The following is an 18,346-nucleotide window of genomic DNA, read 5'->3' on the forward strand; positions in this document are numbered from 1 at the left end:
GCAACATGCGGGCCAGATCGGAACTCTTCACCGTCAAAATCCCCTTTTTCATCAGGTGTTATGGCCGTTCACAGACAATCCCGCGCCCGATGTAAAGGGCTTTCCCCAAAAGCGCCGTCCAACTGACCGATTTAGACTATTTAGTCTTTCCCTAAGCATTGTTGCCTAAGGACAGGAGCCATGGATATGGCTTCGCACCCGGCCTCAATCAACAGCCGCGCCCATGGACCGGCGCAACGCGCGCGCTGGGCGGCGCTGGCGCAGGACGCGGTGGAGGCAAACGCCTTCTACGCGCCCGACATGCTGTGCGCGGCGCTGGACCATCTGACTGGCCAGCCGGACATACGCCTGATCGAATCCTTTGATAGCGGCGAACTGATCGGCCTGCTCCCGGTGGTGGTGACGCCCCGGCATGGTCGCCTGCCAATCCCCTGCGTTGGCAACTGGATGCACGAACATTGTTTTTTCGGCGCGCCGCTGATCCGTAAAGGTCAGGAAATATCAGCCTGGCGGGGCTTTCTGGCTCAGCTGGATGCCGCGCACTGGGCACCGGGCTTCCTGCATTTGCAAGGGCTGGACGCCGCCGGGGCCAATGCCGCTGCCTTGGAAGCGCTGTGCGTCGAGCAACGGCGCGGTCGGCGCGAAGTGCATCGCTACGAACGCGCCATGCTGCGATCGGGGCTGGACGCCGACCAATATTGGGAAACCCACGTCCGCGCAAAAAAGCGCAAGGAAATCCGCCGCCTGCAAAAGCGGTTGGCGGAAATGGGCATGGTGGAACAGCGCCTGCTGACCAGCCGTGCCGACCTGCCCCATTGGTGCGCCGATTTCCTGGCGCTGGAAGCATCGGGGTGGAAGGGGCGCGAAGGAACCGCACTCGTTTGCCGGGTCGGCGACGCCGCCTTCTTCCGGTCGGCCTGCGCCGCCGCCTTCGACGGAGGGCGACTCCATATGCTGCGCATCGACCTGGACGGGCGCGCCATCGCCATGCTCGCCAATTTCCGCCATGCCAGCGGTGCCTTTTCCTTCAAGATCGCCTTTGATGAGGCGATGGGGCGCTTCTCGCCGGGGGTCCTCATAGAACTGGCCAATCTGCACGCGGTGCAGAAGGACCCGGCTATCGGCTGGATGGACAGCTGCGCCGCCGCCGACCATCCGATGATCGACAGCCTGTGGGCCGAACGGCGGACGATCGTTCAATATCGCATAGCGCTGCATGGACGCGGCCTTGCGCGCGTCGGTCGCACCGTCGCCTTCGCGCTGGCCAATAGCGCCGAAGCCCTGGCTGCGCGCCTGAAGGGACAATCATGACCGCCTACAAACCCGTCACCGCCGCCCAGATATTCCCCGACCCTGCGCGAGACGCTTTTGCCCGTGCCTACCCGAACCAGCCGGTAAAGCTTCGCCACGAACTGACCGGACACGAGTTGCTGACGATAGACGCGCTCGCTCATCTGGCGGAACGGATGCCCGCTTCCAGCGTCGAATATAATCTGGGCAAGCTGCCGCTGGGCGTTCGTCCCGAAGACACGCCCGCCAATGGCCTGACGCTGGGCGAAACGATCCGCTCGATTGAAACCAACGGCAGCTGGGCCGTGCTGAAAAATGTCGAGCGCGACCCGGCCTATGGCGCGCTGCTGGACGGAGCGCTGGCGGAGCTGGCCCCACTGGTCGCGCGGGAAACCGGGCCGATGTTGAACCGGGAGGCTTTCCTCTTCCTGTCGTCGCCGGGCAGCATCACTCCATTTCACATGGACCCGGAGCATAATATCCTGCTTCAGATCATGGGTGAAAAGGTCATGACCGTTTTCCCCGCCGGGGACCAGGAACTGGTGCCCGCGATGAAAAGCGAATCCTTCCACGACGGCGGACATCGCAATCTGGACTGGCGCGACCATTTCCGGGACCGGGGAACACCGTTCCGCCTGCTGCCGGGCGACGCCATTCATGTTCCGGTGAAAGCGCCGCACTTTGTCGAAAATGGCCCGGCGGTCTCCATCAGCCTGTCCGTGACCTGGCGTTCCGAACGGAGCGTGGCGGAGGGTGAGCTGCATGGCCTTAACGCGCTGCTGCGGCGGCGGGGTCTGCCCACAACGCGGGTCGGCGCGCGGCCAGAGAAACAGAGAGCCGGGCGGATCGCCTACCGGCTCATGAGGAAGCTGGGCGCCTGAGCAGGCGGCGTAACACCGCTTCCGCTTCCAGCCGGGGCGAAAAACGTTCGACCACCCACCATTCCAGAGCCTCTTCGCGCGTGGCGAGGCTTTGTTTGTAACGATCCTTGCCCGCCAACAGGGAATAGAGCGACAGGCCGCGCCCGGCATAAAGCGCGACCGCCGCAGCGTGACACAGCAGGCCCGGCTTGTCCTTGGACGATCGCGGCGCGGCGAAGGCGGATTGGTAGTTCATCGCCTGTCCGCGATAGACGAAATTGACCAGCAGCCCGACTACCCCATTCCCATCGGCGAAACGCAGCAATTCAACCTCGCCGCTGTCCCGGCCCCGGTCCGCGAGCAATGCAACGAATCGGCGAAAGCCTGGGTCGGCCCAGGCATTGTCTGCATGTCGCCCTTCATTAAGGGCACGCATCTCCTCAATCCAGGCAGCGGCTTCGTCAGCGGTCGATGCGATCATAACCGACGGCAACGAACCGCCATGATCCTTGATCGCGCGGCGGATCTGGCTGCGCGTATTGGCGCTCAACAGCGACAGATAGTCGCCCGACGCATCGCGCACCGCCTCCAGATCGACCTGATAGACCGGCGAACGATCCAGCCGGACAGAGCGGCGCGCTTTGACATCGATCAGAGGCGAAGCAGGGGCGACGCCACTGAGCCGCAACGCCCGCCAGTCGGTCCGCCTGGCAATCGCCGCATGGAAAGCCTTTGCCGCCGCCTCCTCGCACCCAGCAGCGGCCAGCAAGCCATTATATTCCACAAAGGGCCGGTCCGCGACAGCATCGCCCGACTGGTTGAGCGACAGCGTCGCGCATCGGCCCAGCAGGCGGGGCAGCATGGCATGGCCCACCAGCCCAAGGGCGACGTCCTGGCCCTGCGGGTCCGTCACCGTCAGCAGCTCCGGGCGGATGCCATAGCTTTCCAGCCAACTGCCGGTCCATGTCCAGCCCAGGAAGAAGGATGCGCCCGACGACGCCGCCAGCGCGCGCCAGCGGTTCGCGAGGTCGGGCATGTCCGGCAAGGATGAAAATCGGGCAGTCAGGGCCATCGCGCTCTTGTGGGCAGAGCCGCGCAGGCGGTCAAGCCGATGATCGGTATGGAATTACTGCGGAACGCCCGAAAGCTCGCAGCCCCGATCTACAACCGCCGCCGCTTGGCAGGGTCGACCGACCCGTCGGGGCGCACGCCCGCGCTGGCAAGTTCCCGCCCCATGCGACAGGTGACGAACCGATACCACATGCGGAAATCCGCGCGCAGCGACCAGATCGGATGACGGAAGGTCGCGGGCCGGTTACGCTCGATCAGGCTGTGACTCAACCAGGCGAAGCCATATCCCGCCAACGGCACGGCGGGGATCATCCACCAGCGACCGGCCAGCGGAAGCGCGCCCGCCAGACCGACGGCGATGCTGGTCCCCACATAATGCAGCGCCCTGGTGCCGGGCTGGGCATGTTCCTGCAGATAATAGGGCCAGAAGTCGCTGAAATCCTCCGCGTGCATCTTTCCTCACCTCCGGTGCGAAGGTCAGGTTAGTGGCAATCCCGCAGGCGTATAGGCCAGATGCGTCAGGCCGTGCGGCTTTCGGGAGCGAAAAGGAAATAGTCATAGGCCGCGCGCGCCACCTCCGCCATGATCCGGTCGCGCAACACATGCCCCCGCCGATCTTTCATCACGAAAACCGAAATGGCGAATATCCGCCCGTCGGGCAGGGATATGATGCCCGTATCATTGCCCAGACCGTTAAGCGTGCCCGTCTTGTGCGCGATCATCGTGCCGGGGGGCAGCATCCCGGCCAGCCGCGCCTTGCCCGTCTTGCACCGGGCCATGATGGCGATCAGCGCCGCGCTGCTGCTGGCCTTGAGCGCCCTGCCATGGTGGATCGCGGACAGCAGGTCATTCATCGCGCGCGGCGTGGAAGTGTCGCGCGGGTCCGCGGCAAAGGCCAGGTTGGGCAGGTCGCGAGCGTCGCGCTGACGGGCGGAAAGCGCCGCTTCCATGGCAGCTTCATCGCCCCCATTCGCCGCAACGACCTTGGCCCGTGCCAGCAATTGGGCGGTATTGCTATCGACCCGCTGGCCACGAATGCCGATAGACTGCAGCCAGCTGTTCACCGCCTGCGGCCCGCCCGCCCGCGCCACCAGCACGTCGGTCGCTTCATTGTCGCTACGGGTGAGCATGAGTTCCAGCAGCGTCGTCACCGACAGCGGAGTGCCCAGGCGCGGCAGCCGCTCGTCAAGGCTGAGTGCGCCCGCGTCGGCGAGCGCAAAAATCTTGCCCGCCACCGCAACCTTGTAGGTGCTGGCCATGGGGAAAAGCGTGTCGTTGTTGATGCCGATCGACTGGCCGCTGTGCAGATCGCGCACCGCAATGCCGACCGTACCGTCGGTCAATGTCGCGAAACGCGCAAATTCCGCCAACAGGCGCGATTCGGCCGTGCGCTGGACGACATTGGACGTCGGCCCAAAGGCGTCGGCAGTCGGCAAGGGCGCAAGAAACAGGCCCAAGCCTGCCAGCAGGGCAGTGAAGGAAGAAAGGCGTCGCATGGAAATATCCTTCTCCGATTCGCGGAGCCGGGGCAAGGCCCAACCGCTGTTGACAGGGCTTTGCCGCGCGGTTCATCAGCACCGCCATGACCACCTTGAACATGCTCGACGAAAGCTGGCGCGCGCCGCTGAGCCAGGAGTTTCAGCAACCCTATATGGCGGCGCTCCAGCGCTTTCTTGAAGGCGAAAAGGCGCAGGGCAAGCGCATCTTTCCCGATGATGCCGCCTATTTCCGGGCGCTCGATCTGACGCCGCTCGACGCGGTAAAGGTCGTCATTCTGGGGCAGGACCCCTATCATGGCGAAGGTCAGGCGCATGGGCTTTGCTTCAGCGTGCAGCCGGGCGTGCGGACGCCGCCTTCGCTGGGCAACATCTACAAGGAATTGAAGAGCGACCTGGGGATCGCGCCTTCGCGCCACGGCTTTCTGGAACATTGGGCGCGACAGGGAGTGCTGCTGCTCAACAGCGTGCTGACGGTAGAGATGGGCCGCGCCGCGTCACACCAGAAACAGGGGTGGGAGCAATTTACCGACGCCATCGTGCGGCTGGTCAACCAGAAGGAAGAGCCGGTCGTGTTCCTGCTCTGGGGCGCACATGCCCAGCGCAAGGCGGCGTTTGTCGATCCGTCTCGGCATCTGGTGCTAAAGGCCGCGCACCCGTCCCCGCTCTCCGCGCATAACGGCTTTCTGGGCTGCCGTCATTTTTCCCAGGCCAATGCGTTTCTGGAGGCCAAGGGGCGCGGCGCGGTCGATTGGGCGCTGCCCGAAAGCCCGGCCTAACGCTTCGTCGCGAACCAGATGACGTGGCGCGGTCCCTTGCCATTGTCGCGCGCCTTGACCGCGACCTCTTCGACCAGGAAGCCCGCATCGCGCAAGCGGCGGGTAAAGGCGACGTCCGGCGCGGCTGACCATATCGCCAGGATTCCGCCCGATTTCAGCGCAGCCTTGGCGGCGGCCAGCCCCGCCGCAGAATAAAGCCGGTCGTTGCTGGGCGTGGTAAGCCCGTCGGGGCCGTTGTCGACATCCAGCAGGATCGCGTCATAGCTGCCGGACGCCGACGCAATGGCTGCGGCGACATCGCCTTCCACCAGTCGCACGCGGGGATCGTCCAGGCATCCCGCCGCCAGATCCACCATCGGGCCGCGCGCCCAGGCGATGATCTGCGGCACCAGTTCGGCCAGCGTAACCCGCCCGCCCGGCCCCATCTGCGCGAGCGCCGCGCGCAGGGTGAAGCCCATGCCATAACCACCAATCAGCAGATGGGGATCGCTGACCTGTTTCAGTCTGTCCAGCGTGAAAACCGCCAGCGCCTTTTCCGAACCGCTCATGCGGCTGCTCATCAACTCATTGCGGTCCAGCACGATCATATAGTCGCCACCGCGCCGGTAGAGCTTCAATTCCTGGCCGCCGGGGATGGGCGCCGTGTCGATCAATTCGCGAGGCTGCATGAATTTCCTTCCTGTCAGGGCGCGCATGACAGCTTGGCCCGCGCGGTGCAAATTTTCGCGGCACTGGCGCTCGCGGCAATCGCCCCCTATCTGCCGGACCACACCCGCCATCCTACTCCCTGCAGGCAGATTGTCCCGATGCGTTATTTCCTCGACACCGAATTCAACGGATTTGCGGGCGCGCTGATCAGCGTCGCGCTCGTCCCGGAATTTGGCGACGATGAATTCTACGTTTCGCTCCCGCTGCAGGAACAGGCCCATGGCTGGGTCGAACGCAACGTCATTCCTTATCTGCGCCATGTCCCGCCCGGCATCGACATGGAACTGGACCGAGTAGAGGCGGCGCATCATCTGGCCGACTATCTGGCGGGCGACGCCGAACCGGTGATCGTCGCCGACTGGCCGGAAGATCTGGCGCATTTCTGCGCCCTGTTGGTGACCGGGCCGGGGCAGATGGTCGACCTGAACGGATTGAAGTTGCAACTCGTCAACGCGGCAGGTTTCAGCGCGGCAGCCAACAGCCGGATACCGCACAACGCCCTGCATGACGCGCGGGCGCTGCGGGATTTCTGCCTGAACAATTAAGGCGTGGTAACCGCGCGAGGGCGAGCAGCACGACGCTCTAGTGGATTGATTTTGACATTTGCATCCCGCTGGCCGGATAGGAAGGTCGCAAATGCCAAAATCGTAAAATCCACTAGATTCATATAATTGCTAGTGGTCCGAAAAGATTCTGACATTTGCGCACCACCTAGCCGATAGGGATGCAAATGTCAGAATCGGACCACTAGCCGAAAGTCTCATTCGGTCCGAGGGTTCGCGCTTGCCGGACATGGCCGAACTCGCCTTCGCCCGACCAGGCCCGTCCATCAGGATAGCGCAGTTCCATGCCCGCAAGGTCGGCTTCATCCGCCAGCCACATGTTGACGCCCATCAGGCTGTTGCCAAACCTCGATATGGCGCTGGCGGTCAAGCTGAAGTGGGTGGTCGAACCGCAACTGGGACAAAAGTGAATTTCCGCGCCCGGATCATCCTTGTCCTGCCGACAATATCCAGTCGTCGCGCCATCAATGCCTACGTCCGAGGGATGGAAATAAGACCAGCGAGCGCCAGTCTTGCTGCAAAGCGTGCAGTTGCACTCATTGATATGGTCCGGCTGCCTGAAGATTCGCACTTCAACTTGGCCGCAATGGCAGGTCATTTTCATCATGCCCGCCCCCTTAGTGCATTTTCGAAAAAGAGGGCACCATCAGCTGGCGCGCAAAATGCGTCAATAAAGGCCAAACGGGACGGCCAGGTCCAACTTCGGTCGGACCACGCCTGCCCTCAACAGCCCCTAAAAAGGTCGAGGCCCGGTCCTGCTTGCGCAGGCCGGGCCTCTTTCCCTCTCCAAACCGTCAGGCGATCAGCCGTCGTAGTCGCCACCGATATTCTGGTTACGCGGCGGCGCAGCGGCGGTCAGGCGCAATGCCTCCGCCGACTGGGCGATCGATCCGATTTCGTCCGGTGTATCATCGTCATCAATCTGCACCTTTTGCAGCGACGCGACGAGCGAATCATTCAGATCCACCGGCAGGATGGTTTCTTCAGCAATCTCTCGCAGGGCGACGACCGGATTCTTGTCGCGGTCGCGGTCCAGTGTCAGCTCGGCACCGCCAGAAATCTCCCGCGCGCGCTGGGCGGCGAGTAGGACGAGATCAAAGCGGTTGGTAACCTTATCGACGCAATCTTCGACGGTAACGCGGGCCAAAAGTGCCCTCCTGAAACATGGAAATTGTGAAAACTGCGCCTAACAGGGGCGATCCCCTGAGTCAACGAAAAGGCCATAAAGCTTTGGCATGCCGCGCCGAATGAGGGCATGAATAGGGCATGTCGACGAACAGACGGATCGAAAACGGGCGTGGGGAAGCCGCCATCAGCCTGTCGGTCCACGGCAATCGGCTGACCATCATCGAAACCGGCCCCGCCCTTCGCCAGGCGTTGATCGACCTGATCGACGGGGCCGCGCACAACCTGAAACTTTACTATTATATCTTCGCCAGTGACGAAAGCGGGCGGATGGTGCTTGATCGGCTGGTCGCGGCACGGCAGCGCGGGGTCGCCGTGACGCTGATGATCGACGCCTTCGGATCAGCCGACACGCCCCTGTCCTTCTTCGACCCCCTGCTCGCGGCGGGTGGCCATTTCGGTCGCTTCGGCGCGCGCCGCTCCACCCGCTACCTGATCCGCAACCATCAGAAGATGGCGATTGCCGACGACCGGCGGCTGATGCTGGGCGGCTTCAATGTCGAGGACGCATATTTCGGCCTACCCGCCGATGATGCCTGGGCCGACCTTGGCCTCCTGATCGACGGGCCGCAGGTTGAAGCGATGGTGCGCTGGTACGGACAGCTGTGGCGCTGGGTATCGACCAAAAGGCAGCGATTCCGCACCCTGCGGCGGATGGTCCGGCACTGGCACCCATCGCCACATCATGATCCGGGCGACCCGATCCGCTGGCTGGTGGGCGGACCCACGCGACGGCTCAGCCCTTGGGCGCAAGTGGTGAAGCATGACCTTGAACATGCCCGGCGGCTGGACATGGTGGAGGCCTATTTCTCGCCGGGCCGGGGCATGTTGAAACGCATCGCCAGGGCGGCACGGCGCGAAGGTGCCAGGCTCATCCTCCCCTCCCGATCCGACAATGGCGCGACGGTCGCGGCCTCCCGACTGCTATATGGCCCCCTGCTAAGGCGCGGGGTCGATATTTGGGAATATCAATCGTGCAAGCTGCATATGAAGCTGATCGTCATCGACGACGCCGTCTATATTGGGTCAGCCAATTTCGACATGCGCAGCCTGTTCCTGAATCTGGAGATCATGCTGCGGATCGAAGACAAGGCGTTTGCAACGGCGATGCGGGCCTTCATCGACTGCCGCGCTGCGGAAAGTCGGCAGGTCACGCTGGAAAGCCACAAGGCCCAACGCGGCCCGCTTACCCTGATCAAGCAGTGGATCAGCTATTTTCTGGTCGGCGTCCTCGACTATACCGTAACGCGCCGCCTGAATTTTCGCGATCCCGACGCGGATTGACGGTCAGCGGGCTGGCCGCCTCACGCGATCGACTCTTCCGCCGGCGTGTAGGCCAGACCCAGCGCTTCGGCCACGGCGCGATAGGTGATCTGCCCGTTCCACACATTCAGCCCGTTGAGCAGATGCGGGTCCAAACGCAGCGCCTCCTTCCATCCAAGGTCAGCGATGCGCAAAGCATGGGGCAAGGTCACGTTATTGAGCGCGTAGGTGCTGGTGCGTGCCACCGCGCCGGGCATGTTGGCGACGCAATAATGGACGATGCCATCCACGACATAAGTGGGATCGGCGTGGGTTGTAGGATGGCTGGTTTCGAAACAGCCGCCCTGATCAATCGCCACATCGACCAATACCGCCCCCTTCTTCATCGTCTTTAGCATTTCGGCGGTAACCAGCTGGGGCGCGGCGGCTCCGGGGATCAGTACCGCGCCGATAACCAGATCCGCGTCGGCAACGCATTCCGCCAGGTTCGCACGATTGGAAAAGCGGGTCTTGGCCCGTGCCTCGAAATAAATGCCCAGCCGTTCCAGCACTTCCGGGCTGCGATCCAATATGGTGACGTCCGCCCCCAGCCCCGCCGCCATCTGAGCCGCATTGAAACCAACCACGCCGCCACCAATCACACACACTTTCGCCGGCAATACGCCCGGCACGCCGCCCAACAGAACGCCGCGACCGCCATTCGCCTTTTCCAGCGCGGTTGCGCCCGCCTGGATCGCCATGCGCCCCGCGACCTGGCTCATCGGCTTCAACAGCGGCAGGCCGCCATTGCCGTCGGTCACCGTTTCATAGGCAATGCAGACCGCGCCTGATGCAATCAGGTCGCGTGTCTGGTCCGGGTCGGGTGCCAGATGCAAATAGGTATAGAGGATTTGCCCAGGCCGCAGCATCGCGCGCTCCTCGGCCTGGGGTTCCTTCACCTTGACGATCATCTCCGCTGTAGCGAACACGTCCCGCGCCGTCGGAACGATCTCACCCCCGGCGTCGGCATAAAGGGCGTCACGCGCGTCAATCCCTTCGCCAGCACCGCTTTCCACCAACACGCGATGGCCGTGGGCCGTCAGCTCAAAAACGCTCTCAGGCGTCAGGCCCACGCGATATTCGTGATTTTTGATCTCTTTGACGGTCCCTACGATCATGGCGATCCTCTCCATATTTGCAGGCAAGATCGCCTCGCCCGCCCCCCGTCGTCAACCAGCGATGATGACCCGTCGGCTTTCGTGACAAAACCGCAATCAAAGAAACACAAGCATCCCCTTGCCTACCGTCCCGGCACAGGATAGGGAGCCGCCTTCCAGCGAATGCGGAGCGGTGGCCGAGTGGTCGAAGGCGCTCGCCTGGAAAGTGAGTATACGTCAAAAGCGTATCGAGGGTTCGAATCCCTCCCGCTCCGCCACCTTTTCCATCTCATTTATTCGTATTTGGCCTGAAACCCAAGGATTTCGGCCATTTCTGCGCGCGCCATTTGTTCGCAATTGTCCCCGTTTGTTCTCATGCAGCCGGTCTGGCATATGGCAAGATCTATGGTATCCGATTCGGGGAATATGGTATGGGCGCGCTGACCGACGCGAAGCTGCGGGCCGCCAAGGCGAGCGAGAAAGCCTACAAGCTGTCCGATGGCGAACAGCTATATCTGCATGTCTCGAAAGCCGGTGGCCGCGTATGGCGCATGAACTACCAGTTCGGGCGCAATGACAAGGGCAAGCCGATCCAGAAAACGCTGACGATCGGCACCTATCCGGCGATCTCGTTGAAGGATGCGCGCGACGCACGCGACGCGGCGAAGGCCCTCCTGGCTAAAGGTGTCGAGCCCAAGCCGGTGGATCTGTTCGAGCGTGCCCCCGTCCCCATCGACACGCGGCCCACCTTCAAGACGGTCGGACTAGCTTGGCACGCGCTGCAGCAGCGTCGCTGGTCGAAGATCCACGCCAAGGACGTCATGGAAAATTTGGAAAGCGACGTCTTCCCGCTGCTGGGGCATTTGCCGATAGACGACATTCAAGCCCCGGCGGTGTTCACGCTGTTGCAGGGCATCGTGGATCGCGGGGCTGTAGAGACCGCGCACCGGACGCGCCAGCGCATCAGTGCCATATTCGTCTATGGTATCGCCACGGAACAGGCGACGCGGGATCCTGCCGCCAGCCTCGCCATCGCACTGCCGAAGAAGCCGAAGGCGAAGCCGCAGGCGGCGGTGACGACGATCGGCGAACTCAGGCAGCTGATTATCGATTGCGAGGCCGAGCGGTGCCGTGCGCCCACTAAATTGGCGCTGCGGCTGCTCGCGCTGACGGCGGTGCGCCCGAACGAATTGCACGGCGCGCGCTGGGCTGAGTTCGAAGATCTGGATGGGCCGGATCCGCTGTGGCGTATCCCGGCGCACCGGATGAAGGGCGATGCGGACCGCAAGAGCGAGATCGAGGGCTGTCATCTTGTGCCGCTGGCACCGCAAGCGGTGGCGATCTTGAAAGTGATGCATTCATTGACAGGGGATCTGGCTATCATCTTTCCCAGCGATCGGCATGTGCATCGGCAGATGAGCGAAAACACGTTGCGCGCGCTGCTGATCAGAGCCGGATATTATCAGCGGCACGTGCCGCATGGGTTCCGATCGGCTTTCTCAACCATCATGAATGAGCGATGCGAAAGATCGTGGCGAGCAACTGGGCACACCGGGGCATCGCCGGATCGGGCGATCATAGATCTGATGTTGGCCCATGTCCCCAAGGATAAGGTCGAGGGCGCATATAACAGGGCGGCCTATATGGAGCGTCGCCGCGAACTCGCCGTCGAATGGGCAGATCTGCTGATCGCGGATATGTGGCCGCCGGAAATGCACATCGGCGCGCCGATCAGATGGGCCGCGACCGGGCCGGGAAAGCCCGGTCGCTGACCGTCAGGCAGCAAGTTTGCCGACCCATGCGTCAATTTCACTTTCGACCCATCGGGAACACTTGTATCCCATCTTCCGCTGGGCCGGGAATTCGCCGCGCTTGATGAGGGCATATAGGTGCGTCCGCGATAGGGACGTGCGGCGCATGACCTCATCGATCCTCAATAGACGTTCGGGTTGATGCGGGATCATGCCGCCAGTTTCCTTTCCGCTGTGCCCGTGATCTTCTCGCGGGGTGGTATCCAGAAGGTCGGAGCGAATGGCCGACCTTGGAAGTCAGTCATGGGGGCGTGGCGCTTGTCCCATACCACCCACATATAGTCGATCTTGCCGTGATCGTACGCGTCATCCCCCAGCTGCTGGATGATGTTGCCGGGGGGCATGGATGGCCGTTCGCACAGGATCCATACGCCGATCGGCGTCTCGTCCGTGAAGAGTCGGTAACGTCCAGCACTGGCGAGCCATTTAAGGGGCAAGAGGGCGCAGACCTTGTGCGTCGCGATCGACAAGGCGCGGCGGATGCACTTTTCCGCCAGCCCGCGCACCAGGCGGCCATTCTGGAAAGAGAATGGCGGGTTGAAGATGATCGACAGACCGCCCGATGCCTCCAGCAGATGGCGCTGGTCGCCGAGCAGGTCATGTTCGCCCATGAATAGCCGATGCTCGATAGTGCGGTCGAACAGATCCGTGCCATAGGCATTGAAGCCCCGTTCCGTCAGCGCCTCCGGGATATGCAGCTGGCCGCAGCAGGGATCCAGATAGGTAACGTCCGATTCCAGGGCGACCATGTCGATCAGGCGGTGCGTCACCCACCTTTCCTCGACATACCAATCCCAAGGATGGCGGGTGCTGCCCTTCGGGCGCGAAGTCAGTTCGCCGCTCATGCTGCCAGCCTTTCGTGCTGAAATGCTTCTACGCCGGAAATTCGTCGTCCGATCCAATGCATCATGGGCACGGGCATGCTGTTCCCAAGCATTTTGTATCGGGGACCATCGGCCAGCATCCTGCCCCGGAAGGGCACTAGGGTGAAGTCGTCAGCGAAGCCTTGGAGCCGTTCGCATTCGTTCACCGTCAGCCGTCGAACGCGTGTCCGGCTTGCCACGAACAATCCTGCGCCGCCGTCGATATGCTGGTTGTCCTGTCCGTAAAGACGCCCGAAACTGGCGTCCAAGCATGGCGCGACATCAGCGACGAATTCCATCTCGTTGGGATCAAGCCTGTCCGTCGCTGTGCTGCAGGCCGTGAGGGCACGGCTAAAATCGCTGACATGGACTATACGGCTGTCTCTCGCTAGATCCCCGTGCGAGCGACGCGGATCAGCGCCACATGCAGCGCGCGCGGCAACCGGCGGCGGCGTTTCCGGGCGCGGCGGAGGATGCCCTTGCAAGCTCTGGCGCTCAAATAAAACCGCTGCGGCAGGTCGCCAGTCTCCAAGATAGCCGACAACAATGACACGGTGGCGCTGCTGGGGAACGCCGAAGTATTTAGCGTCAAGAACTCGGTAGGCGGTCCCATACCCGAGTTCTGCCATGCCCCCGAGGATGGCACCAAAATCCCGTCCTTCATTTGATGACAGAACGCCGGTGACGTTCTCCCATACCAACCATCGGGACCGTGATCGATCAGCAAGGCGAAGATATTCGAGGGCCAGGTTGCCACGATCGTCTGCCAGTCCCCCTCTAAGCCCGGCGATGCTGAACGATTGGCAGGGGGTTCCTCCGACAAGAAGGTCAACTGGTCCATATTCGGTCCCTTTGATTTGCGTGAAGTCCCCAACCAGCGGGACGTTCGGATAATGGTGAGCCAGCACGGCGCGCGGTGCCGCTTCGATCTCGGCATAACAAAGCGCCTGCCACCCCAGCGGCTTCCATGCCGCTGTCGGGGCACTAATCCCGGAACAAATGTCGATGTATCTCATGCGGCATTCCTTTGCTCGGTGACTGTGGCGCGGAGATCAAGGCCGGGGAGCGCCCACACATGGACATAAAGGTGCGCCCAGCGCCAAACGGTGTAGAGGTTGCGGTAGAGAGGCAGGTGATCGCGATCGGCGGCCTTATCGAGCGCACGGCGCGCGGTGGCGACGATTGCGAGCCAGCCCTCCCGGTCGGTGGGGAACGGCGGTCGGCCGACGCCGGTCAGATCCTCACGGATCAGCGTCGGGATATCCAGCTTGTGGGCGATAAGCACGGCCATGATGTGCCACTGCGCCATGTCGGCGTTGCGCGCCTCTGTCAGCCGCCAGCGCTTGTCGCCATTGCCTGCCTTGCGGATCTCTTCTGTCCAGGCAGCGTCGCGCTGTTCGCACACCGCAACGATCGCCGACCAGTGGTCATCGGTGGTGATGGCCCATGGTGCGGCGGTCATGGCTGCACCGCCATTCGGCCCAGATCCGTGATTTGCCACCAACAGACGCGGCTCTTGCCTGGAGCAGAAACGCCGCACGCAAATCCGCGCTTCTCAAGGCGCTTCATCATGTCGCGCGCGGTGGCGGTATGGTGTTGGCGGCACAGCCCGGCAATGTGATGGGTGGCCACCGGCCCGCCTTCGGACAGGAAGGCCAGCGTGGTGTGTTCAGCTAGTGACAGGGCGGGGCTAGGCATCGGCGCGCCGATGCGGCGCAGGGCGGTGGCGATGGGCACGAACGCGACGGCTTCGGCAGCGCGAGGCCCGCGAAGCGAGTTCGCGCGCCAGCGGCGCACCTCGTCGGGCGACCGGGTGGTCAGGACGATCGCTTTCCGCTGCGGGAAGGGTTGATGGCTGCACACGCCATCATCAACGATGGTGTCGATGCCGAAGAACTCGGCGAAAGCCCGCGCGTTGATCGTTTTGCCGGTTCCCGGCGGTCCATGGATGACGATGATGCTCAACGGTTTTCTCCCTTGGCGCTGGCCAGTGCGTGGGCGATGATGAAGGGGATGGTGAACAGGGCCGCGATCAGGAAAAGCGCGCGGATTGCGCCCTTGATCGCCAGTCCGGTGCGGCGGTTGCTGGGTCCACCTGCGGCGCAGGAATCGCATCTGCAGCCTATGGGATGGATGGATGGGTGAGACCGACGGCGCATGGTCATTCCATCCCCAGCGCGGTCAGGTAGGTGTCGAGGATCGCCTGTTCTTCCTGAAGCGCGTTCGGGTCTTTTTTCCGGCGGGCGATGATGTCGCGCATCGCCTTCTTGCTGTAGCCGGTGGCCTTCGCCTCCTGATAAACGTCGTTCCGGTCATCCAGCAGGCCAAGGATCTCGCCGTCGATGCCCTCGATCCGCTCGATCAGCAGGCGCAGCTGCTGGGCGGCAGCGTCGGGATTGGCCTTGATTGGATCGGGGACGATCCGCTTCCTCTTGCCCTTGCGGACCGGCTCGACGGTCGCCGGAACAAGTTTGTGGACGGTGCCGCCCTTGCCATCTGGCACGGCGGCCATACGCATCGGACGCGCGGGATCTGTTACAGATTGAGCCTGCATGGTTGCCTTCCTGTTCATGCGGTGGGGGGAGTGCCGGGGCGTTGGAAAACCCAGCAGTTGACGGTCTTGTCGAGCTTCGAATTGACCGGCTTGTGAGCGACGAACTTCCGGGCCTTGCTGTTTTTGAGCAGGCGTTTGAGTTCGTTCATCGGTGGGAGCGATAGGCGTAGGTCGCCGCATTTCTGCTCGAACTGGACAAGGTTGACCGCGATCAGATCGCTGCCGCGTGCATGGTTGATCGGCTTGTCGGTAAATTCCGGCTCGTTGGCCTCGATCCAGTCGAACCGCTCCCAGAATAGCTCAACATGGGGGTGATCATGTTCGACCAGGCGCTGCCTGTCGGTCAGCATGTCCCGGATGAAATCATGCGTGGCATCAGCCGCGGCTTTGGGGATCTTGTTGACGACGATCTGCATGGCGTCGAACATCGCGGCCAGCTGGGCATGGTTGAGCGCCAAACGGTTGTTGCGGATCCCGCGCTGTTTCAACATCGCGTCGCGGTGCTGAGCGAAGCGTTCCCGATAGCATTTCAGGATTTCCGCCTCTTTGCAGACGATGTGCACGATGAAGCCCGACACGTCGTCGCGGTCGATGCGGGCAACCTTTTCCGCCGCCTCGCGGGTATGTTCGCCCCAGCCTGCCTTATCGATGGTCAGGCCCATGATGCGCTCGCGCATCGCCGGGGAAGCCTCGACCGGGTCGTTCTGCACGATGGCGATAGCGCCCCGGAACGGCGGTTCGAATGTCTCCATGCCGCCGTTGGCGATGGCGCGGGTGCGGACGGCGCGCCCGTTATAGGCGGTTTTAAGTTCGTCCCACTCAAAGCGGCGGCTGTGTGGCGTGTCCTGATTGCGGTCACCCTCGATCAGCACCACCGGCAGGTTGCCGACCTGTCCCAAGGTGCGGGAGATACCGGCATTGGTGGCCTTGGTCGGGTCAAAGCCTTCATAGTTGCCGACGCGGCCCATCAGCTTCCACAGGAACGCGATCAGCGTGGACTTGCCGGTGCCGGGAGGGCCGGTCACTTCCAGAAAGCCAAGGGAATCCTGCGCCGCGCGGACCTGTTCGGCAAAGAGCGACAGCACCCAGAAGGTCAGGACGACATAGCCCTTCGGACCCCAGGCCTCATAGACCGGCTGCAACCAGTCGAGATCCAGGCGGTCCGCGTCATAGTTGATCTTGAGCAGGCGGTCTGCCGTGCGCAGCTTCACCGCTTTGCGCGAGAAGACGAAATAGTCGTCCTTGTTGACCTTCTCGACCTTGCCCTGACTAACGCCGACGTCGCCGAGCAGATAGGCTTCATGGTCGATCGAATAGCCGGTGAACTGGATCGCCTCGACCATGCGGATGCTGGCCCACTGGCGCTGCATCAGCTTGTCCAGATGGCCGGTGGTGCCGGTCCACTGCGCGCCGGGGGCGACCGATGACAGCCGTTTCTTGAACTCTGCACCGGCGGACAGGTTAGCGCCGGAAAAGGTCGCCTTCACGGCATCGCGGCGCGGTTGTCCCTTGATCCGGGGGAAGTCCACGCGGAGGAAATATGCGCCCTCCTCAATGTGGGCATCCTTCTGGAAATAGAGGGTGCGGAAGGTGCAGTTCGCCAGTTCGGTGATGTCGGCGGCCTGTCGCGCCGCCTGTTCCCACTGATCCTGATAGGGCAGCGCCGCGATGGTCGGATCGGTTTCGCGCAGCCCTTCAAGGATGCTTTCGATCCGCTCCAGCGAGAAGGACGCCCACAGCTGGCGCTGGTTGAAGACCAGGGGGAAAGACGCGGTCTTGAACCGCTTGTAGATCAGGAACGCCTTTTCATCCGCGCTGCCCGCGATCGTGACGTCGCCCGCCCACAGATATTGCTCGATATTCTGCGGCTGCAGGCGATCGGCCTGGTGCAGATCGTTCCAGTCCCGCTTTTCGCCCTCGCCGTCCATCTGGACCTGCGCCGCGCCCGCGCTCCAGCCTGCCTTGCGAGCCTCGGCGACATGCGAGATCGTATAATCGACACCGGCGGCACCCTGGTCATAGGCGAAGATCAGGCGCGGACCGGCCCCGGCTTCGGGATCATCGCCGATGGCCTTGCGCAGATCGGCCAGGAACTGCTTGGGGTAATTGTTGCAGGACATGGCCGACACGGCGACGATGTCGTTCTGGCGGAGGGCGATGGCGTCGAATACGCCCTCTGCGATCCAGATTTCCTTCGCGCGGGCCAGCGTCTCGATCGTATCGCCGGGGTAGGTCCAGACCTTCCCGCGATAGCCGCCGCCATAGGAAAAGGTGGCCTTCTTGTCGCCGAAGCGGTGGGCCTGATCTATCAGCCGCTGCCAATAGCCGCCGCCGGGCATCGGGAATCGCACGGTCGCGGACCCGATGTTCAATTCGGGATCCTGATACCATTCTTGGGTGTAAGCGCCCTTGAGCGGCGCGATGTCGAGGCCGCGCGCAGCGATCAGATAGGCGTCGGCGGCGGCGTTCGGGTTCTGCTTGGTGGCCTTGTAGCGCTTCGACCAGTCGTCGAAGATTTCCGGGTAGAGCGACTTGGTTTCGCCTTCCCATCCGCATTTTTCGACGCGGCCACAGCGCAACACCCATGGATGGCCGGCGGGCGTCCACAGTGCCTTTTTGTCATTGCATTGGGGGCATTTCCCCTCGCGCAGGAAGCCGCCACGCTCGCGCAGATTATAGTCTTTTGTCAGGCGGGCTGTGACTTCACGCAGGATATCTTCACGCATGGGGCAAGCTTCTCAGGCAATAAGGGGCCTATCCCGGCGGC

At 62.7% G+C, this 18,346-nt stretch carries 21 protein-coding genes and 1 tRNA gene; 7 read left to right on the forward strand and 15 right to left on the reverse strand.

Features of this window, described 5'->3' with window-relative positions; translation table 11 throughout:
* Positions 1-180: 180 nt before the first annotated feature.
* Together FHS54_RS02760 and FHS54_RS02765 are read left to right on the forward strand one after the other, a co-directional pair.
* Complete coding sequence (locus FHS54_RS02760) at positions 181-1,311, forward strand: GNAT family N-acetyltransferase (protein ID WP_167302248.1); 1,131 nt, start codon at positions 181-183, stop codon at positions 1,309-1,311.
* The gene (locus FHS54_RS02765) at positions 1,308-2,171 is read left to right on the forward strand and encodes a cupin domain-containing protein (RefSeq protein WP_167302249.1); all 864 of its coding nucleotides are present in this window, start codon (positions 1,308-1,310) and stop codon (positions 2,169-2,171) included. The genes FHS54_RS02760 and FHS54_RS02765 overlap by 4 nt, the downstream gene beginning before the upstream one ends.
* Here FHS54_RS02765 and FHS54_RS02770 read toward each other — a convergent pair.
* The 3 genes from FHS54_RS02770 to FHS54_RS02780 all read right to left on the reverse strand — a co-directional run bounded on the left by FHS54_RS02770 (position 2,149) and on the right by FHS54_RS02780 (position 4,717).
* Positions 2,149-3,222: a GNAT family N-acetyltransferase gene (locus tag FHS54_RS02770; RefSeq protein ID WP_167302250.1), complete on the reverse strand. Its 1,074-nt coding sequence runs from the start codon at positions 3,220-3,222 to the stop codon at positions 2,149-2,151. The genes FHS54_RS02765 and FHS54_RS02770 overlap by 23 nt on opposite strands.
* 89 nt (positions 3,223-3,311) lie before the next feature.
* Positions 3,312-3,674 (reverse strand): Mpo1-like protein, encoded by a 363-nt coding sequence (locus tag FHS54_RS02775; protein WP_167302251.1) that lies wholly within the window; start codon positions 3,672-3,674, stop codon positions 3,312-3,314.
* A 65-nt stretch (positions 3,675-3,739) separates the two neighbouring features.
* Positions 3,740-4,717, reverse strand: a complete 978-nt coding sequence (locus FHS54_RS02780) for a serine hydrolase (protein WP_167302252.1) — start codon at positions 4,715-4,717, stop codon at positions 3,740-3,742.
* Between the two features lie 86 nt (positions 4,718-4,803).
* Here FHS54_RS02780 and ung point away from each other — a divergent pair, with 86 nt between their 5' ends.
* The gene (gene ung / locus FHS54_RS02785) at positions 4,804-5,496 is read left to right on the forward strand and encodes a uracil-DNA glycosylase (protein WP_167302253.1); all 693 of its coding nucleotides are present in this window, start codon (positions 4,804-4,806) and stop codon (positions 5,494-5,496) included.
* Here the strand turns inward: ung and FHS54_RS02790 are convergent.
* Positions 5,493-6,164 (reverse strand): spermine/spermidine synthase domain-containing protein, encoded by a 672-nt coding sequence (locus FHS54_RS02790; RefSeq protein WP_167302254.1) that lies wholly within the window; start codon positions 6,162-6,164, stop codon positions 5,493-5,495. The two genes, ung and FHS54_RS02790, sit on opposite strands and share 4 nt — an antisense overlap.
* Positions 6,165-6,302: 138 nt before the next feature.
* On the opposite strand from FHS54_RS02790, the gene FHS54_RS02795 reads away from it, so the two are divergent.
* A complete protein-coding gene (locus FHS54_RS02795) occupies positions 6,303-6,749 on the forward strand; it encodes a hypothetical protein (protein WP_167302676.1) in 447 nt (148 codons plus the stop codon).
* A 202-nt stretch (positions 6,750-6,951) separates the two neighbouring features.
* On the opposite strand, the gene FHS54_RS02800 is transcribed toward FHS54_RS02795, so the two are convergent.
* Both FHS54_RS02800 and rpoZ read right to left on the reverse strand, forming a co-directional pair.
* On the reverse strand, positions 6,952-7,374 hold the full coding sequence (locus tag FHS54_RS02800) for a GFA family protein (protein ID WP_167302255.1): 423 nt from the start codon (positions 7,372-7,374) through the stop codon (positions 6,952-6,954).
* A gap of 195 nt (positions 7,375-7,569) precedes the next feature.
* Positions 7,570-7,914, reverse strand: coding sequence for a DNA-directed RNA polymerase subunit omega (gene rpoZ / locus FHS54_RS02805; RefSeq protein WP_167302256.1), 345 nt, complete (start codon positions 7,912-7,914; stop codon positions 7,570-7,572).
* 119 nt (positions 7,915-8,033) lie between these two features.
* Here rpoZ and FHS54_RS02810 point away from each other — a divergent pair, with 119 nt between their 5' ends.
* Positions 8,034-9,236, forward strand: a complete 1,203-nt coding sequence (locus FHS54_RS02810; RefSeq protein WP_167302257.1) for a phospholipase D-like domain-containing protein — start codon at positions 8,034-8,036, stop codon at positions 9,234-9,236.
* A gap of 20 nt (positions 9,237-9,256) precedes the next feature.
* Here the strand turns inward: FHS54_RS02810 and ald are convergent, their stop codons facing one another.
* Positions 9,257-10,372 carry an alanine dehydrogenase gene (gene ald / locus FHS54_RS02815; RefSeq protein WP_167302258.1) on the reverse strand — a complete coding sequence of 372 codons (1,116 nt, stop codon included), beginning with the start codon at positions 10,370-10,372 and terminating at the stop codon, positions 9,257-9,259.
* A 166-nt stretch (positions 10,373-10,538) separates the two neighbouring features.
* Here ald and FHS54_RS02820 point away from each other — a divergent pair.
* Positions 10,539-10,629, forward strand: a tRNA-Ser gene (locus FHS54_RS02820).
* A 153-nt stretch (positions 10,630-10,782) separates the two neighbouring features.
* Positions 10,783-12,123 (forward strand): tyrosine-type recombinase/integrase, encoded by a 1,341-nt coding sequence (locus FHS54_RS02825; protein ID WP_167302259.1) that lies wholly within the window; start codon positions 10,783-10,785, stop codon positions 12,121-12,123.
* Positions 12,124-12,126: 3 nt separating this feature from the next.
* Here the strand turns inward: FHS54_RS02825 and FHS54_RS16630 are convergent, their stop codons facing one another.
* The 8 genes from FHS54_RS16630 to FHS54_RS02865 all read right to left on the reverse strand — a co-directional run bounded on the left by FHS54_RS16630 (position 12,127) and on the right by FHS54_RS02865 (position 18,305).
* Complete coding sequence (locus tag FHS54_RS16630) at positions 12,127-12,315, reverse strand: helix-turn-helix transcriptional regulator (RefSeq protein ID WP_167302260.1); 189 nt, start codon at positions 12,313-12,315, stop codon at positions 12,127-12,129.
* Positions 12,312-13,007 carry a hypothetical protein gene (locus FHS54_RS02835; RefSeq protein ID WP_167302261.1) on the reverse strand — a complete coding sequence of 232 codons (696 nt, stop codon included), beginning with the start codon at positions 13,005-13,007 and terminating at the stop codon, positions 12,312-12,314. Before FHS54_RS02835 ends, FHS54_RS16630 begins: the two co-directional genes overlap by 4 nt.
* Positions 13,004-14,041, reverse strand: coding sequence for a DNA cytosine methyltransferase (locus FHS54_RS16635; RefSeq protein ID WP_167302262.1), 1,038 nt, complete (start codon positions 14,039-14,041; stop codon positions 13,004-13,006). The genes FHS54_RS02835 and FHS54_RS16635 overlap by 4 nt, the downstream gene beginning before the upstream one ends.
* Positions 14,038-14,487 carry a hypothetical protein gene (locus tag FHS54_RS02845; RefSeq protein ID WP_167302263.1) on the reverse strand — a complete coding sequence of 150 codons (450 nt, stop codon included), beginning with the start codon at positions 14,485-14,487 and terminating at the stop codon, positions 14,038-14,040. Before FHS54_RS02845 ends, FHS54_RS16635 begins: the two co-directional genes overlap by 4 nt.
* Positions 14,484-14,990 (reverse strand): ATP-binding protein, encoded by a 507-nt coding sequence (locus tag FHS54_RS02850; RefSeq protein WP_167302264.1) that lies wholly within the window; start codon positions 14,988-14,990, stop codon positions 14,484-14,486. The genes FHS54_RS02845 and FHS54_RS02850 overlap by 4 nt, the downstream gene beginning before the upstream one ends.
* Positions 14,987-15,190 (reverse strand): hypothetical protein, encoded by a 204-nt coding sequence (locus FHS54_RS02855; RefSeq protein ID WP_167302265.1) that lies wholly within the window; start codon positions 15,188-15,190, stop codon positions 14,987-14,989. The genes FHS54_RS02850 and FHS54_RS02855 overlap by 4 nt, the downstream gene beginning before the upstream one ends.
* Positions 15,187-15,432 carry a DUF2312 domain-containing protein gene (locus tag FHS54_RS16640; RefSeq protein WP_425057295.1) on the reverse strand — a complete coding sequence of 82 codons (246 nt, stop codon included), beginning with the start codon at positions 15,430-15,432 and terminating at the stop codon, positions 15,187-15,189. The genes FHS54_RS02855 and FHS54_RS16640 overlap by 4 nt, the downstream gene beginning before the upstream one ends.
* Positions 15,433-15,593: 161 nt before the next feature.
* A complete protein-coding gene (locus tag FHS54_RS02865) occupies positions 15,594-18,305 on the reverse strand; it encodes a toprim domain-containing protein (RefSeq protein WP_167302266.1) in 2,712 nt (903 codons plus the stop codon).
* Positions 18,306-18,346 lie beyond the last annotated feature (41 nt).

Source organism: Sphingobium vermicomposti, assembly GCF_011762025.1.
Lineage (GTDB): Bacteria > Pseudomonadota > Alphaproteobacteria > Sphingomonadales > Sphingomonadaceae > Sphingobium > Sphingobium vermicomposti.

Excerpts from the sequence above, each read along its gene's own strand:
- FHS54_RS02760 (WP_167302248.1), top strand. The coding sequence starts at position 181 with ATGGATATGGCTTCGCACCCGGCCTCAATCAACAGCCGCGCCCATGGA.
- FHS54_RS02765 (WP_167302249.1), top strand. The coding sequence starts at position 1,308 with ATGACCGCCTACAAACCCGTCACCGCCGCCCAGATATTCCCCGACCCT.
- FHS54_RS02770 (WP_167302250.1), bottom strand. The coding sequence starts at position 3,222 with ATGGCCCTGACTGCCCGATTTTCATCCTTGCCGGACATGCCCGACCTC.
- FHS54_RS02775 (WP_167302251.1), bottom strand. The coding sequence starts at position 3,674 with ATGCACGCGGAGGATTTCAGCGACTTCTGGCCCTATTATCTGCAGGAA.
- FHS54_RS02780 (WP_167302252.1), bottom strand. The coding sequence starts at position 4,717 with ATGCGACGCCTTTCTTCCTTCACTGCCCTGCTGGCAGGCTTGGGCCTG.
- ung (WP_167302253.1), top strand. The coding sequence starts at position 4,804 with ATGACCACCTTGAACATGCTCGACGAAAGCTGGCGCGCGCCGCTGAGC.
- FHS54_RS02790 (WP_167302254.1), bottom strand. The coding sequence starts at position 6,164 with ATGCAGCCTCGCGAATTGATCGACACGGCGCCCATCCCCGGCGGCCAG.
- FHS54_RS02795 (WP_167302676.1), top strand. The coding sequence starts at position 6,303 with ATGCGTTATTTCCTCGACACCGAATTCAACGGATTTGCGGGCGCGCTG.
- FHS54_RS02800 (WP_167302255.1), bottom strand. The coding sequence starts at position 7,374 with ATGATGAAAATGACCTGCCATTGCGGCCAAGTTGAAGTGCGAATCTTC.
- FHS54_RS02810 (WP_167302257.1), top strand. The coding sequence starts at position 8,034 with ATGTCGACGAACAGACGGATCGAAAACGGGCGTGGGGAAGCCGCCATC.
- ald (WP_167302258.1), bottom strand. The coding sequence starts at position 10,372 with ATGATCGTAGGGACCGTCAAAGAGATCAAAAATCACGAATATCGCGTG.
- FHS54_RS02825 (WP_167302259.1), top strand. The coding sequence starts at position 10,783 with ATGGGCGCGCTGACCGACGCGAAGCTGCGGGCCGCCAAGGCGAGCGAG.
- FHS54_RS16630 (WP_167302260.1), bottom strand. The coding sequence starts at position 12,315 with ATGATCCCGCATCAACCCGAACGTCTATTGAGGATCGATGAGGTCATG.
- FHS54_RS02835 (WP_167302261.1), bottom strand. The coding sequence starts at position 13,007 with ATGAGCGGCGAACTGACTTCGCGCCCGAAGGGCAGCACCCGCCATCCT.
- FHS54_RS16635 (WP_167302262.1), bottom strand. The coding sequence starts at position 14,041 with ATGAGATACATCGACATTTGTTCCGGGATTAGTGCCCCGACAGCGGCA.
- FHS54_RS02845 (WP_167302263.1), bottom strand. The coding sequence starts at position 14,487 with ATGACCGCCGCACCATGGGCCATCACCACCGATGACCACTGGTCGGCG.
- FHS54_RS02855 (WP_167302265.1), bottom strand. The coding sequence starts at position 15,190 with ATGACCATGCGCCGTCGGTCTCACCCATCCATCCATCCCATAGGCTGC.
- FHS54_RS02865 (WP_167302266.1), bottom strand. The coding sequence starts at position 18,305 with ATGCGTGAAGATATCCTGCGTGAAGTCACAGCCCGCCTGACAAAAGAC.